Source organism: Pseudomonas sp. GW823-FHT01D03 (genome assembly GCF_058798255.1).
Genome location: NZ_JBXAKK010000001.1, coordinates 5,320,504 through 5,335,682 on the forward strand (window position 1 = coordinate 5,320,504; position 15,179 = coordinate 5,335,682).

Sequence of the window (15,179 nt, forward strand, 5' to 3'; positions counted from 1 at the left end):
GTCATATCAGTCGATTCCGCCCGTCAGGGTCGTCTGCTCAGCATAGTCGAGGTGTTTGACGAGCTGCGCGCGCAGCCGGGCACTTACCTCGGCAAATTCAATCGATCCTGCGTGATCGCTCAGCTGGGTCATCGCCAGCCCGGCATAGCCGCAGGGATTAATCCGTCGAAACGGCTCCAGGTTCATATCCACGTTCAGGGCCAGACCATGAAAGGAGCAACCGTGGCGAATCCGCAAACCCAGAGAAGCGATTTTCGCTCCGTCGACGTAGACGCCGGGAGCATCTGGCTTGGCGGCGGCGGTGACGCCGTAGCTGGCCAGCAGTTCGATCAGGCACTGTTCCATGCGCGTGACCAGATCACGTACGCCGAAACCCAGCTTGCGTACGTCCAGCAACAGGTAGGCGACCAACTGGCCCGGGCCATGATAAGTCACCTGCCCGCCGCGATCGACCTGTACGACCGGGATATCGCCCGGCAGCAACAGATGTTCGGCTTTGCCGGCCTGGCCCTGGGTGAACACTGGAGGGTGCTCGACCAGCCAGATTTCGTCGGCGGCATTGCTGCCACGTTCGTTGGTGAAGCGTTGCATGGCATGCCAGACCGGCTCATAAGCCATCCGGCCAAGTTCGCGAAAGCCCAGCGTGCCCGGCATCACAACACCATGTGCACGAAACCGGTCGCCCGCAGTTCGCTGTTGATGTTGTACAGCTGATCCTGATCGGTCGCGACGATGTGCAACTGGATGGTGGTGTACTTGCCGTTGCTGCTCGAACGCTCGTCGATGCGCTCATCATTGATGGTCGCGTGCTTCAGGACGATCTCGATGATCTTGTCCTTGTTGCCAACACCCGTATCGCTGATCACCTTAATCGGATAATCAGTCTGCGGGAATTCGATCTTTGGCGCCTTTACTTCGGTATCGGTCATGGCGTAACGGCCTCGTAAGCGTAAGCCGTGGTAACGCACATGGCCCCGAACCGGACAGGAACGGGGCCATGCAGGTCAACACTCAATCAGTTGAACAAGCCGTAGAAGAATAGACGGATGCTATCCCACATGCGGCGGAAGATACCACCCTCCTCGACAGCGTCCAGGGCGATCAGGTCGGCGCTGTGCACTACCTTGTCGTCCAGTTTCACTTCGACTTTACCGATCACATCGCCCTTGGCGATTGGCGCGATCAGTTGCGGGTTCATGGTCATGCTGGCAGCGAGCTTTTTCAGCTGGCCTTTTGGCAGGGTCATGGTCAGGTCTTGAGCCAGGCCGGCCTTGACTTGACTGGTGGTGCCTTTCCACACCGGGGCCTGAGCCAGTTCGGTGCCCTTCTGGTAGAAGGTCTGGGTTTCGAAGAAACGGAAACCGTAGGTCAGCAGCTTCTGGGTTTCAGCGGCACGCGCCACTTCGCTATTGGTGCCGAACACCACGGCGATCAGACGCTGGCCGTCACGGACAGCCGAGGACACCATGCAGTAGCCGGCTTCGTCGGTGTGACCGGTTTTCAGACCGTCAACGGTCTTGTCGCGCCACAGCAACAGGTTGCGGTTAGGCTGCTTGATGCCGTTCCAGAAGAACTCTTTCTGCGAGTAGATCGCATAGTGAGCCGGGTCTTCGTGGATGATCGCGCGCGCCAGGATCGCCATGTCGTGGGCCGACGAGTAGTGCTCAGGGTTCGGCAGACCGGTCGGGTTCATGAAGTGCGAGTTGGTCATGCCCAGATCGGTGACCGTCTTGTTCATCAGGTCGGCGAACGCGTCTTCGCTGCCGGCGATGTGCTCGGACAGCGCCACGCTGGCATCGTTGCCGGACTGGATGATGATGCCGTGCAGCAGGTCGCTGACGGTCACTTGCGAGCCGACTTTGATGAACATCCGCGAACCGCCGGTACGCCAGGCGTTTTCGCTGACGGTCACCGGGTCGTTCTCACCGATCTGGCCACGACGGATTTCCAGCGTAGCGATGTACGCGGTCATCAGTTTGGTCAGGCTGGCTGGCGGCAGACGCTGGTCACCGTTGTTCTCCACCAGCACGTTGCCGCTGCTGGCGTCCATGAGCACGTAGGCTTTTGCAGCCAGTTGAGGTGGCGACGGCATCATCTCGGCCGCGAAAGCGGCTGGCGAGAGGAGCAGCGGGACTAGCAGACACAGGCGTTTGGCAAAGGTGGTGATGTTCATCCGTCTCTCGAAATCGCTAATGGAAACTTGCCCGAGGGCAAAACTATTCAGACAGCCTTCTAACGGGCCATCGCGTATTCAGTTGCTCACTCCAGTCACCCTTGCCGGGCTTTTGTTCTTCGACGAGCCAACAACCTGGTTCACCCCCCAAAACCGCAGGTGAACCGTCAATCAAGTGCTACGTTTCTTACTCTGTGACCACGCTCGGCGAGCCGAGATTGGCCAGGCGCACACTGTTCTGCACCTGGGCGATTTCACCCGGCGAACCGATCGGCCCCAGGCGTACCCGGTGCAGGGTCTGCTGATTGCGCACGATCGAGCTGATGAACACCGGAGCGCTCACCATCCCGCTGAGCTTCGACCTCAGGAGTTCTGCAGCGTCCGGGTTGGCGAACGCGCCCACCTGCAGATACTGGCCAGACGCTGGTGCAGAAGCGTTTTTTTTTGCGCTGATCTGTACAGGGACAGTGTCAGAGGCATGTTGCTGCGGCGGCGGAGTCCACTGCTCGATGGTACCGGCCGACGCCGTGATCACCGGGGCGCTATTCTGCGCGACTTGCGGCTCGTTGAGCATCAGCGGCGCCGGACGGCCCTTGGCGGCCCACCATTGCTGCGGATCGATGCCCTCGACCTTGACCCGCGCGGTGCCGGTTTCGGCATAACCGAGCTTCTTCGCGGCCGCGTAGGACAAGTCGATGATCCGGTCCGAATAGAACGGCCCGCGATCGTTGACCCGCAGGATCACACTCTTGTTGTTGTCCAGGTTGGTCACCCGAACGTAACTTGGCAGTGGCAGAGTCTTGTGGGCGGCACTCATGCCGTACAGGTCATACACTTCGCCGTTGGCGGTGTTCTGCCCGTGAAACTTGGTGCCGTACCAGGACGCCGTGCCCGAGGCGACGTAGGTCTTGGATTCCTGCAACGGGAAATAGGTCTTGCCCAGCACGGTGTACGGATTGGCCTTGTACGGACCGGTGTGCAGGGTCGGCGTGGCGTCCGGGATTCGCGAAACATCGACATCCCACCACGGCGCGCCGTCTTTATGCGCGCGGTTGATGTCCAGCCCCGGCTGTGCACGCACGGCAGTGGACGGGGTCTTCTGGGTCGGCGCGCGGCTGGTCGAGCAGCTGGCGACCAGCACCGCCAACGCAGCGAATGCCACCAGCTTCAGGGGTTTATTGATAGGCAATGCCCGCATTACTTGACGCCCCGTGCTTTTACCAGCTCTTCAGACAGTTGATGTACAGCCATGGCGTACATCACGCTGCGGTTATAACGCGTGATCGCGTAGAAATTCTTCAGGCCCATCCAGTATTCAGGGCCGTTGTCGCCTTCGAGGCGAAATGCAGTAACCGGCATATCATCGCGCAGCGCATCATGACTTGACCAGCCCAGCGCTCGCAACTCTCCAACCGTTTTCGTCGGCTCGATGCCAGTGGTCAGGCCTTCATCGACCTGCTCGCCGCGCACATCGGCGCGGCTGACCACCGGTTCCCCGCTGACCCAGCCATGCCGCTTGAAGTAACTGGCCACGCTGCCGATCGCATCGTCCGGATTGGTCCAGATATTGATGTGACCGTCACCGTCGAAATCCACCGCATAGGCGCGAAAGCTGCTCGGCATGAACTGCGGCAAGCCCATCGCCCCGGCGTACGAGCCCTTGAGGGTCAACGGATCGACCTGTTCTTCGCGGGCCAGCAGCAGGAACTCACGCAATTCCTTGCGGAAAAATTCGGCACGGGGAGGATAGTCGAAACCGAGCGTGGACAACGCATCAATCACCCGGTAATTGCCGGTATTACGTCCGAAAAAGGTCTCGACGCCGATGATCGACACGATGACTTGTGCCGGTACGCCATATTCCTGCTCGGCACGGGCCAGTACGGCCTCGTGCTGGCGCCAGAAGTCCACACCACGGGCGATGCGCGCGTCGGTGATGAACATCGGGCGATATTCTTTCCACTGTTTGACCCGCTCGGCGGGTTTGGAGATCGCGTCGAGAATCGCCTGCTTGCGCTGGGCCTCGCGGAACACCGCCATCAGTTGCTCGCCGGCAAAACCGTAGTCGCGGGTCATTTCACCGACGAATTCGGCCACCTGCGGTGAACCTTCGTAATCGCCGGCCAGCGCTTCCTGCGCGCTGCCAAGGATGCCGACCAGGCCGACCCACGGCGCGTAACGAGTCGCCCAGCTGCGCATGACTTGCATTGAACTCTTCACCTTATTCAAACCTGTGCGATCCACTTGCGATGCGTATGAATCGACATCAAAACCCCAAACGCTGACAGCAGTGTCACCAGCGAAGTTCCTCCGTAGCTAATGAAGGGCAACGGCACCCCCACCACCGGCAACAGGCCACTGACCATACCGATGTTGACGAAAACATAAACAAAAAACGTCATGGTCAGCGCGCCGGCGAGCAGTTTGCCGAACAGCGTCTGCGCCTGGGCGGTAATCACCAGGCCGCGACCGATCAGCAACAGATAGATCAGCAGCAGCGCGCAGATGCCCACCAGACCGAACTCTTCGCCCAGTACGGCGATGATGAAGTCGGTGTGGCTTTCCGGCAAAAAGTCCAGGTGCGACTGGGTGCCCAGCAGCCAGCCCTTGCCGAACACACCGCCGGAACCGATCGCGGCTTTCGACTGGATGATGTTCCAGCCGGTGCCGAGCGGATCGCTTTCCGGGTCGAGGAACGTGAGGATCCGCTGCTTCTGGTAGTCGTGCATGATGAAGAACCACATGGCGATCGCCACCGGCACGGCGGCAGCCAGCACGCTGAGGATCCAGCGCCAGCGCAGGCCGCCCATGAACAGCACGAACGCACCGCCGGCCAGAATCAGCAGCGAAGTCCCGAGGTCAGGTTGGCGCACGATCAGAATGAACGGCACGCCGATCAGCATCAGGCTGATGCCGACGTGCTTGAGCTGCGGCGGCAGCGTGCGCTTGGACAGATACCAGGCAATCGTCGCCGGCATCAGAATCTTCATGAACTCCGAGGGCTGGAAGCGGATCACCCCGGGGATGTTGATCCAGCGCGTCGCGCCCATGGCGTTGTGGCCCATGATGTCCACCACCAACAGCAGCACCACGCCGATCACGTAACCGAGCGGCACCCAACGCGCCATGAAGCGCGGTTCGAACTGGGCGATGACGATCATCGACACCAGACCGATGCCGAACGAGGTGGCCTGTTTACCCAGCAGATCCCAGCTCTTGCCACTGGCCGAATACAGCACGAACAGACTGCCTGCGGCGAGGATCAGCAGCAGGATCAACAGCGGGCCATCGATATGCAGACGTTGCAGCAGCGTCGCCCGGCGACGCATCACATCCTCGCTGGAGAGCATGCGATCAAAATTATTCATCACGGGCCGTAGCCTCCGCACTGATAGGACCGGCGTATTCGGCCTTCAATCGACCATCCTGATCCAGAAGCCAGGCATCCATGACCTGACGCACCACTGGCGCGGCGACTCCGGAACCGGACTCACCGTTCTCGACCATCACCGAAACCACGATTTTCGGGTTGTCGGCCGGGGCGAATCCGACGAACAAGGCGTGGTCGCGGTGGCGCTCCTGAACCTTGGAACGGTCGTATTTCTCGCCTTGCTTGATCGCGACGACCTGAGCCGTACCGGACTTGCCGGCGATGCGGTATTGCGCACCGATCGCCGCCTTGCGCGCGGTACCCCGGGCGCCGTGCATCACCTGCTGCATGCCGTGGTTGACCTTGGTCCAGTCCGACGGATCGCGCAGGACGATGTTCGGCATCGGGTTCTCATCCACAGGTTTGGCGCCTTCGATGGTCTTGGCCAGGTGCGGGCGGTTCCAGATGCCTTTGTTGGCGACCAGCGCCGTGGCCTGCGCCAGTTGCAACGGTGTGGACTGCATATAACCCTGGCCAATCCCCAGAATCAGGGTTTCGCCCGGGAACCACGCCTGCTTGCGCGTCGCGCGTTTCCACTCGCGGGACGGCATCAGGCCAGGGGATTCTTCGAACATGTCCAGCGAGACCTTCTGGCCGATGCCGAACTTGTTCATGTAGGCCGACAGCCGATCGATGCCCAGCTTGTGCGCCAGGTCATAGAAGTAAGTATCGTTGGAACGCATGATCGCCGTGTCGAGGTCGACGAAGCCGTCACCGGTGCGGTTCCAGTTGCGGTATTTGTGATCGTAGTTGGGCAGCATGTAGTAACCGGGGTCGAACACCCGGCTCGACGCCGTCACCACTCCGGCATCAAGACCGGCAATTGCCACCGCCGGCTTGATCGTCGAACCCGGGGGGTACAGACCGCGCAGAACGCGGTTGAACAGCGGCCGGTCGATGGAATCGCGCAGCTCGGCATAGGCCTTGAAGCTGATGCCGGTGACAAACAGGTTCGGGTCGAAACTCGGCTGACTGACCATCGCCAGCACTTCGCCGGTGTTCGGATCGAGCGCAACCACCGCGCCGCGACGCCCGCCCAGTGCCGCTTCGGCTGCTTCTTGCAGTTTGATGTCCAGACTCAGGACGATGTCCTTGCCGGGAATCGGATCGGTCCGCTTGAGCACGCGCAATACGCGGCCCCGGGCGTTGGTCTCGACTTCCTCGTAACCCACCTGGCCGTGCAGTTCCGGCTCGTAGAAACGCTCGATGCCGGTCTTGCCGATGTGGTGAGTGCCGCTGTAGTTGACCGGGTCGAGGGTCTTCAGCTCTTTCTCGTTGATCCGCCCCATGTAACCCACCGAGTGCGCAAAGTGAGCGCCCTGCGGGTAGTGGCGCACCAGCTGCGCAACCACTTCCACCCCGGGCAGGCGGAACTGGTTCACCGCGATCCGGGCGATCTGCTCTTCGGTCAGCTCGAACAGGATCGGCACTGGCTCGAACGGCCGGCGCCCCTGACGCATGCGCTTCTCGAAGATCACCCGGTCCTCGGGCGTCAGCTGCAGCACTTCGACGATCACGTCGAGCACTTGCTGCCAGTCGCCGGAGCGCTCGCGGGTCATGCTCAGGCTGAAGCTGGGGCGGTTGTCCGCCACCACCACGCCGTTGCGGTCGAAGATCAACCCACGGGTCGGCGGAATCGGCTGCACATGGACCCGGTTGTTTTCCGAGAGCGTCGAGTGGTACTCGTACTGGATCACCTGCAAGTAGTACAGCCGCGCAATCAGCACGCCGATCAACAGCATGATCGCCACGGCCCCGAACACGACGCGGCTACGCACCAGGCGGGCGTCCTTTTCGTGGTCCTTGATGCGGATCGGCTGAGACATGAGGGCAGGACTACTTGTGGTAAGGGTGACCGGACAGCACGGTCCAGGCACGGTACAGCTGTTCGCCGATCAGGATCCGCACCAGCGGGTGCGGCAAGGTCAGCGGCGACAACGACCAGCGCTGATCGGCGCGGGCGCAGACTTCCGGCGCCAGCCCTTCGGGGCCGCCGACCATGAAATTGACCGTGCGCGAATCCAGCCGCCAACGGTCGAGTTCGACCGCCAGTTGCTCGGTGCTCCAGGGCTTGCCGTGGACTTCCAGCGTGACAATCCGCTCGTTCGGCCCGACCTTGGCCAGCATGGCTTCGCCTTCCTGGCGGATGAAACGGGCCACGTCGGCGTTCTTGCCACGGGTATTGAGCGGAATTTCCACCAGTTCCAGCGCCAGCTCGGACGGAAGACGCTTGGCATATTCATGCCAGCCTTCTTCCACCCACTTGGGCATGCGTGAACCGACGGCGATCAGTCGCAGTCGCACAGCAATACCTTACAGCTGGTCTTTGTTGAGCTTGGTGAAATGCTCGTGGGTGTTTTCCGGGCTGTGGTGCTTGGCGTCTGCCGCACGGCTTTGCTCGGCGCCGGCCCACAGGCGTTCCAGGTCGTAGAACTGACGCGCCGAGGCAGTCATCATGTGCACGATCACCAGGTCGAGGTCGAGCAGAACCCAGTCGCTGTCGCCCTTGCCTTCTTCGCCCAGCGGCTTGGCGCCCTGCTTTTTGACTTCTTCACGGACCTTGTCCAGCATCGCGTTGATCTGGCGATTGGAGGTACCGGTGGCGATGATCATGTAGTCGGTGATGCTCTGCTTGTCACGCACATCGATGATCTGGATGTCTTGCGCCTTGACGTCTTCCAGGGCTGCCACGGCAACCTTGACCAGCTCGTCGCCCTTGAGCGGCTCATTGGTGTTGGCGACTTCCGGCAGCGGCGCGCTCTTGAAGGTGCCTTTGCGCTTAACTTTGCTTACATCTTTGTCGGTCATATAAAACTCGTTTTGCTCATGTATTCGGCGGCTTGGCGATACGTGGATTCGTATCAGTGAAGCACGCCTTGTTCAGTTCGACGCACGGTACAGACCGTGCGCATCGATGTAGGCCAGGACCGCGTCGGGCACCAGGAAACGTACCGACTTACCGCTGGCCAGCAGTTGACGGATCTGGGTGGCGGAAACCGCGAGCGGTGTCTGCCAGACGAATGCAATCTGTCCGCTCGGCCCTTTCAGGGCCAGCGGGTCGCTCACCGAACGCGCTGCCAGCAGGTTGCGCAAGGCATCCGGCGGTTCGCTGTCGGCGTCCGGGCGCTGTAGCACCAGGATATGGCAATGCTGGAGCAACTCTTCCCAGCGGTGCCAAGTGGGCAGGCCGCAAAATGCGTCCCAGCCCAAAAGCAGAAAAACCTGGGTCTCGGCGGCCATTTCGGCACGCATCAACTCCAGGGTATCAATGGTGTAGGACGGTTTGTCCCGCTGCAATTCGCGGGCGTCCACCACCAGCGGCGGCACTCCGGCCACCGCGCACTCAACCATTGCCAACCGATCCTGCGCCGACACCTGCGGCGTATCGCGGTGCGGCGGCCGGGCGCTGGGCATCATGCGCAGCTCGTCGAGCAGCAGCGCTTCGGCGACTTCCAGCGCACCGCGCAAATGGCCGATGTGCACTGGATCGAACGTGCCGCCCAGTACGCCGATGCGCCGGGGTCGGAGTTCGCCGTCAGGCAGTGGCGCTGTCAGGTCGAGGTCGGTCAAGTCAGACCGTCGCCTGGCCGCGCAACTGGCCATCACCGATCACGATGTACTTCTCGCAGGTCAGTCCTTCGAGGCCCACCGGGCCGCGGGCGTGCAGCTTATCAGTAGAAATGCCGATCTCGGCACCCAATCCGTATTCGAACCCATCGGCGAAGCACGTCGGGGTGTTGATCATCACCGACGCCGAGTCGACTTCCGCGACGAAACGCCGGGTGTCGGCGAGGTTTTCGCTGACGATCGAGTCGGTGTGATGCGAGCCGTAATGGTTGATGTGTTCGATAGCCTGATCCAGTCCGTCGACCACCCGGATCGACAGGATCGGCGCCAGATACTCGGTGCTCCAGTCGTCTTCGCTGGCCGCCACCGCGTCGATGATCGCCCGGGTGCGTTCGCAGCCACGCAGTTCGACGCCTTTTTCGCGGAACTGGGCAGCCATCGACGGCAGGAAATCCTTGGCAACACTTTGATCGACGAGCAAAGTCTCCATCGCCCCACAGATGCCATAACGATAAGTCTTGGCATTGAAGGCGATGCGCTGGGCTTTCGCCAGATCGGCGTGCTCGCTGACAAATACGTGGCAGATACCGTCCAGGTGCTTGATCACCGGCACGCGCGCATCGCGGCTGATGCGTTCGATCAGGCCACGACCACCGCGTGGCACGATCACGTCGACGTACTCGGGCATGGTGATCATCGCGCCGACGGCGGCACGGTCTGTGGTTTCGACCACTTGTACCACGGCTGCCGGCAATTCGGCCTCGGCCAGACCGCGCTGAATGCACGCGGCAATCGCGCGGTTGGAATGAATCGCCTCGGAGCCACCGCGCAGGATGGTCGCGTTGCCGGACTTCAGGCACAGGCTGGCGGCATCGATGGTCACGTTGGGCCGGGATTCGTAGATGATCCCGATCACACCCAGCGGCACGCGCATCTTGCCGACCTGAATCCCGGACGGGCGGAAGCTCATGTCACGGATCGCACCAACCGGGTCGGGCAGTGCTGCCACCTGACGCAGGCCGACGATCATGCCGTCGATGCGCGTCGGAGTCAGCTCCAGACGCTCCAGCAGGGCCGGCTCCAGACCATTGGCGCGACCGGCGGCCAGATCCTGTTCATTGGCTGCGGCCAGCTCGGCGCGAGCAGCGTCCAGCGCATTGGCAGCAGCCTGCAGGGCGCGGTTCTTCTGCGCGGTGCTGGCACGGCCGATGACCCGGGAAGCTTCGCGGGCGGCGCGACCCAATCGGGTCATGTAGTCAAGAACGGACTCAGTCATGGTCTGCTGGGGTCTTGGCAAAGAGGAAAGCGGCAGATTATAGCTGTCGCGTCCCGGGACTAACAGCGGTGACAGGCGGATGGTCGAAATGGACTGCAATTTGCCGACGTTCAGCCGTAATTAAGCCGCGGATTGTTATCATCACGACCTCCTTCGCCTGGATAACCACCGTTTGCCATGTCCAACCTGACCGTTCGCGCCAACGACGAGCGCCTGCCTCTGGGCCTTGCGGACGCTTTTTTCGACCGTGACGCGCAAGTGCTGGCCCGCGATCTGCTCGGCAAAGTCATCCGCCACCGGGTCGGCGATCTGTGGCTCAGCGCCCGGATCATCGAAACCGAAGCCTATTACTGCGCGGAGAAAGGCAGTCATGCATCGCTCGGCTACACGGAAAAACGTAAGGCTTTGTTTCTGGATGGCGGACACATCTATATGTATTACGCACGGGGTGGTGATTCGCTGAACTTCAGTGCTCAGGGGCCGGGCAATGCGGTGCTGATCAAGTCCGCCTACCCGTGGGTCGATGAAATCAGTGGGCCGGCGAGTCTGGCGCAGATGCTGCTGAACAATCCCGATGCTCAAGGTCGACCGCGCCCTTCGCAAAAGCTTTGCGCCGGGCAGACGCTGCTGTGCAAGGCGCTGGGGCTGAAGGTGCCGATGTGGGACGCCAAGCGTTTCGATCATGAGCTGATGCTGGTGGAAGACACCGGGCCGGCGCCGACGCAGATTATCCAGACCACCCGCCTGGGTATCCCCCAGGGTCGCGACGAACACCTGATGTATCGCTTCGTCGACGCCAGCTATGCGCAATGGTGTACGCGGAACCCGCTGCGCCGGGGTCAGGTCGAAGGTCGCGATTATTTTTTGCTGCCGGGGTCAGAGGCAGGGCTGAAGTAAAAGGAATTCACTGTAGGAGTGAGCCTGCTCGCGATAGCGGTGCATCAGTCAACGAAGAAGTCGACTGACCAGGCGCCATCGCGAGCAGGCTCACTCCTACAAGGATCAATTTGAAGATTTGATGGAGTTTTTGGTATGGGCCCATGGCTCGATAGCGTGACCGGGTGGCTCGCCGCCAATCCGCAGTGGCTGGCGGCTGCGGTATTTATCGTCGCTTGCGTGGAGTGCCTGGCAATTGCCGGGCTGATCGTGCCCGGCACGGTGTTGCTGTTTGCCGTCGCGGTACTGGCCGGCAGTGGCGCGCTGTCACTGAGCGAAACGCTGCTGCTGGGCTTTCTCGGCGGGATTCTTGGCGACGTGATTTCGTACTTCCTCGGCCGCCATTTCCACCAGAATATCCGCCGTTTGCCGGGGCTGCGCCACCATCCGGAATGGATGGCCGGGGCCGAAACCTACTTCCAGCGTTACGGCATCGCCAGCCTGCTGGTCGGGCGCTTCATCGGGCCGTTACGGCCGATGCTGCCGATGGTCGCCGGGATGTGCGACATGCCCTTCCCGCGTTTCGCCGCCGTCAGCCTGCTGGCCGCCGCCGGCTGGAGCGTCGCCTACCTGTTGCCGGGTTGGGCCACCGGCGCGGCGATCCGCTTGCCGCTGCCGGAAGGTTTCTGGCTGCAGGCCGGTATCGTTGCCGCCAGCATTGCGGTGATGGTCGGCATGAGTGTCAACAGCAGCTTGCGCCAGCATCGCCGGGCGACGATCTGGATCAGCAGCATGAGCCTGTTGATTCTGATCGGACTGTTTATTGGCTATCCGTATCTGCACGCCCTCGACCAAGGCGTGATGACTCTGGTGCAGGAACATCGCCAACCGATGCTGGACGAGATCGCGGTGACGTTCACCCTGATCGGTGAATTTCGCAACATGCTGATGTTCAGCGCCCTGCTCACCGGTCTGTTGCTGCTGTGCCGGCAATGGCGCCAGGCAATCTTTGCCGGTGGCGTGCTGCTGTGCACCGCACTGCTCAATACCGTCACCAAACAGTTTTTCGCCCGGGTCCGCCCGGAGGTGCTGACCGATCCGCTAACCAGTTACAGCATGCCCAGCGGCCATGCGTCGGGGGCTTTCGCGTTGTTTCTGGTGCTGGCGGTTCTCGCCGGTCGCGGCCAACCGCCACGCATGCGCCTGACCTGGCTGCTGCTCGGCTGTATTCCAGCGCTGTCGATTGCCCTGTCACGGGTGTACCTGGGTGCGCATTGGCCGACGGATATTCTGGCCGGCGCAATGCTGGCGGCATGCGTGTGTGCGGCGGGTCTGTGGCTGAGCCAGCGTCAGACGCCGCTCAATGCCATGCCGTTCAAGGTCTGGTGGCTGATTCTGCCGGCGCTGCTGTTGCTGTTCAGCCTGTTTGTCTTCAGACATCTGCCGCAAACGATGCTGCGTTACGCCTACTGACGCTCAGGCGAACAGCTCGCCCTGCAACTCATCAAGCAGCGCCTGGATCGCATCCAGCCGCTGCTGCGGATCGTCGAGCTGCAGCAGGTCGATCTTGTCTTCTTCGGCGAACGGCAGCAGATACGCCAGCTGGTTGGCCAGCGACTGCTGCCCCAACGCTTCGCTGCCCATGTTCAACGCCTCGACCATCGGGTGCTCGGCCAAGGCCTTGAGCAGCGCCACCAGATCGGCGTCTTCGTCCTGCAGCGGTTGCTCCGGCTCATCGTCCAGCCACTCGACGTCGGCGAGGATCAACTGATCGCGCTGCACTTCCGTGCGCAACACCTGAAAACGCCGTCCGCCCTGCACCCGGATCCCGAGCAGACCGTTATCCTGTTGCTGGAAATCGGTGATCCGCGCTTCGCAGCCGACCAGCGCAAAGCCTTCTGGCGCAACGCCGACTTCGTGGCCGTCGAGGATGCACACCACGCCGAAACCGCCGCCCTGTTTCATGCAGCGGCCGATCATGTCCAGGTAGCGCGCCTCGAAGATCTGCAAGTCGAGGTTGCAGCCGGGAAACAGCACTGTGTTCAGCGGAAAAAGCGGCAGACTCATAGACATTTCCTTACACCACCATCGACACCGCCAACGGCAGGAACACCGCCGTGGCCACGCCCATCAGACTCATCGCCAGCGCCGCGAAGGCGCCGCACTCATCGCTTTCCTGCAGCGCCACCGAAGTGCCGACCGCGTGTGCGGTCATGCCCAGCGCCATGCCGCGCGCCTCGGGGCTGTGCACGCCGAGGCGTGTCAGCAACGCCGGGCCGAAGATCGCGCCGATCACCCCGGTGATCAGCACGAACACCGCCGCCAGCGCCGCGACACCACCGATCTGCTCGGCTACCAGCATGGCAATCGGCGAGGTCACCGACTTCGGCGCCATGGTCATCAGGATCATGTGCTCGGCGCCGAACCACCAGCCCAGCAATACGCCCATGCCCGTGGCGACCACCCCGCCTATCACCAGCGTAGTAAAAATCGGCCAGAACAATTGGCGGATGCGCTTGAGGTTGAGATACAGCGGCACCGCCAGCGCCACCGTCGCTGGCCCCAGCAGAATGCTGAGGATCTCGGTGCTCTTGCGGTACTCGGCGTAGGTCAGGCCGCAGCCGACCAGCACGCCGATCACCAACAGCATGGAGACCAGCACCGGTTGCAGAAAGATCCAGCGGGTTTTCTCGAACGCCGCCAGCACCAGTTGATAGGCACCGAGAGTGATGCCGATGCCGAACAGCGGATGATGGATGACCGAGGCCCAGGCACCTTGCCAGTCGAAAAGCATCAGGACTCCTCCGAGTGCGGCGCGTGACGCTTGACCAGGCGTTGCATCAGCACCCCGGCGAAGGCCATCGACAGGATCAACGACAGCACCAGCGCGCCGACAATCGCCCAGAAGTCCGCGGCAATGTCACTCGCATACACCATCACGCCCACCGCCGGCGGCACCAGCAGCAATGGCAGATAACGCAGCAGGCTGCCGGCCGCGAGGTTCAGCGGCTCGCCGACTTCACCACGAATGATCAGGAATACCAGCAACAGCAGCAAGCCGATGATCGGCCCCGGCAGCACCGGCAACAGCAAATGGTTGAGTGCCGTGCCGAGCAATTGGAACAGCACCAGCATGGTCAGGCCACGTAACAACATCAGACATCTCCCCCCGCAAGTCCTCGGCATTATAAGCACGGCTGCGCTATGGATCGGCATTCGCCAAAAGCATGGTCGGTTGACCGGAGCAAATCGCCATGTTGATCTACAGTGGTTCGCAGGGCGGTCAAATCCCCCACCTGAAAAACTATAAAACCGATGAACCCAAGGAGAGTCTCAATGCCCTATGTTCCCGTTGCAGAGCTCAAAGATTATGTCGGCAAGGAACTCGGACGTTCCGAATGGCTCACCATCGATCAGGAGCGCATCAACCTGTTCGCCGAAGCCACCGGGGATTATCAGTTCATCCATGTCGACCCGGTCAAAGCCGCGCAAACGCCATTTGGCAGCACCATTGCCCACGGTTTCCTGTCGCTGTCGCTGATCCCCAAACTGATGGAAGACATCCTCGTGCTGCCGCAAGGCCTGAAGATGGTGGTCAATTACGGTCTGGACAGCGTGCGTTTCATCCAGCCGGTGAAGGTCAACTCAAAAGTACGCCTGAAGGTCGATCTGGCCGAAGTGACCGAGAAAAAACCCGGTCAATGGCTGCTCAAGGCCACCGCGACGCTTGAGGTAGAAGGCTCGGACAAACCGGCCTATATCGCCGAACCGCTGTCGCTCTGCTTCGTTTAAGTCACGGGATGCGAAACAGCGCACGCTGTTTCGCATCAGCGCTGTTTTTACCGGCTGTATAAGGT

17 protein-coding genes are annotated in these 15,179 nt (G+C 61.5%); 3 read left to right on the plus strand and 14 right to left on the minus strand.

Annotation, left to right across the window (positions count from 1 at the left end; genetic code table 11):
* Window positions 1-6: 6 nt before the first annotated feature.
* The 11 genes from lipB to AC1RBR_RS23615 form a co-directional block, all read right to left on the minus strand.
* Entirely contained in the window at window positions 7-654 is a 648-nt protein-coding gene (lipB, locus tag AC1RBR_RS23565) for a lipoyl(octanoyl) transferase LipB (RefSeq protein WP_492566820.1), read from the minus strand.
* Complete coding sequence (locus AC1RBR_RS23570; protein WP_064589396.1) at window positions 654-929, minus strand: DUF493 domain-containing protein; 276 nt, start codon at window positions 927-929, stop codon at window positions 654-656. The genes lipB and AC1RBR_RS23570 overlap by 1 nt, the downstream gene beginning before the upstream one ends.
* 86 nt (window positions 930-1,015) lie before the next feature.
* Window positions 1,016-2,173, minus strand: a complete 1,158-nt coding sequence (locus tag AC1RBR_RS23575; RefSeq protein WP_095139191.1) for a D-alanyl-D-alanine carboxypeptidase family protein — start codon at window positions 2,171-2,173, stop codon at window positions 1,016-1,018.
* A 187-nt stretch (window positions 2,174-2,360) separates the two neighbouring features.
* Complete coding sequence (locus AC1RBR_RS23580; protein WP_095139189.1) at window positions 2,361-3,371, minus strand: septal ring lytic transglycosylase RlpA family protein; 1,011 nt, start codon at window positions 3,369-3,371, stop codon at window positions 2,361-2,363.
* Window positions 3,371-4,381 (minus strand): lytic murein transglycosylase B, encoded by a 1,011-nt coding sequence (gene mltB, locus AC1RBR_RS23585; protein ID WP_492566823.1) that lies wholly within the window; start codon window positions 4,379-4,381, stop codon window positions 3,371-3,373. The genes AC1RBR_RS23580 and mltB overlap by 1 nt, the downstream gene beginning before the upstream one ends.
* Before the next feature lie 17 nt (window positions 4,382-4,398).
* The gene (gene rodA / locus AC1RBR_RS23590) at window positions 4,399-5,502 is read right to left on the minus strand and encodes a rod shape-determining protein RodA (protein WP_166497270.1); all 1,104 of its coding nucleotides are present in this window, start codon (window positions 5,500-5,502) and stop codon (window positions 4,399-4,401) included.
* 31 nt (window positions 5,503-5,533) lie between these two features.
* Window positions 5,534-7,429, minus strand: coding sequence for a penicillin-binding protein 2 (gene mrdA / locus AC1RBR_RS23595; protein WP_095139185.1), 1,896 nt, complete (start codon window positions 7,427-7,429; stop codon window positions 5,534-5,536).
* A 10-nt stretch (window positions 7,430-7,439) separates the two neighbouring features.
* Entirely contained in the window at window positions 7,440-7,907 is a 468-nt protein-coding gene (gene rlmH, locus AC1RBR_RS23600) for a 23S rRNA (pseudouridine(1915)-N(3))-methyltransferase RlmH (protein WP_003185785.1), read from the minus strand.
* A 9-nt stretch (window positions 7,908-7,916) separates the two neighbouring features.
* Window positions 7,917-8,411, minus strand: a complete 495-nt coding sequence (rsfS, locus tag AC1RBR_RS23605) for a ribosome silencing factor (RefSeq protein ID WP_007960601.1) — start codon at window positions 8,409-8,411, stop codon at window positions 7,917-7,919.
* Between the two features lie 72 nt (window positions 8,412-8,483).
* A complete protein-coding gene (gene nadD / locus AC1RBR_RS23610) occupies window positions 8,484-9,206 on the minus strand; it encodes a nicotinate-nucleotide adenylyltransferase (protein ID WP_049827899.1) in 723 nt (240 codons plus the stop codon).
* Window positions 9,175-10,446, minus strand: a complete 1,272-nt coding sequence (locus AC1RBR_RS23615; protein WP_492566825.1) for a glutamate-5-semialdehyde dehydrogenase — start codon at window positions 10,444-10,446, stop codon at window positions 9,175-9,177. Before AC1RBR_RS23615 ends, nadD begins: the two co-directional genes overlap by 32 nt.
* Before the next feature lie 177 nt (window positions 10,447-10,623).
* On the opposite strand from AC1RBR_RS23615, the gene AC1RBR_RS23620 reads away from it, so the two are divergent.
* A complete protein-coding gene (locus tag AC1RBR_RS23620; protein ID WP_492566827.1) occupies window positions 10,624-11,343 on the plus strand; it encodes a DNA-3-methyladenine glycosylase in 720 nt (239 codons plus the stop codon).
* A 135-nt stretch (window positions 11,344-11,478) separates the two neighbouring features.
* Window positions 11,479-12,795 carry a bifunctional DedA family/phosphatase PAP2 family protein gene (locus AC1RBR_RS23625; RefSeq protein ID WP_253149611.1) on the plus strand — a complete coding sequence of 439 codons (1,317 nt, stop codon included), beginning with the start codon at window positions 11,479-11,481 and terminating at the stop codon, window positions 12,793-12,795.
* Between the two features lie 3 nt (window positions 12,796-12,798).
* Here the strand turns inward: AC1RBR_RS23625 and AC1RBR_RS23630 are convergent, their stop codons facing one another.
* From AC1RBR_RS23630 to AC1RBR_RS23640, 3 genes are read right to left on the minus strand one after another with little or no spacing between them, the layout of a single operon-like run.
* Window positions 12,799-13,389 (minus strand): LON peptidase substrate-binding domain-containing protein, encoded by a 591-nt coding sequence (locus tag AC1RBR_RS23630; RefSeq protein ID WP_115986841.1) that lies wholly within the window; start codon window positions 13,387-13,389, stop codon window positions 12,799-12,801.
* Between the two features lie 10 nt (window positions 13,390-13,399).
* The gene (locus AC1RBR_RS23635) at window positions 13,400-14,116 is read right to left on the minus strand and encodes an LrgB family protein (RefSeq protein WP_007960614.1); all 717 of its coding nucleotides are present in this window, start codon (window positions 14,114-14,116) and stop codon (window positions 13,400-13,402) included.
* On the minus strand, window positions 14,116-14,478 hold the full coding sequence (locus AC1RBR_RS23640) for a CidA/LrgA family protein (RefSeq protein WP_095139173.1): 363 nt from the start codon (window positions 14,476-14,478) through the stop codon (window positions 14,116-14,118). Before AC1RBR_RS23640 ends, AC1RBR_RS23635 begins: the two co-directional genes overlap by 1 nt.
* A gap of 180 nt (window positions 14,479-14,658) precedes the next feature.
* Here AC1RBR_RS23640 and AC1RBR_RS23645 point away from each other — a divergent pair, with 180 nt between their 5' ends.
* Complete coding sequence (locus tag AC1RBR_RS23645) at window positions 14,659-15,114, plus strand: MaoC family dehydratase (protein ID WP_492566830.1); 456 nt, start codon at window positions 14,659-14,661, stop codon at window positions 15,112-15,114.
* The last annotated feature ends 65 nt before the right edge of the window (window positions 15,115-15,179 follow it).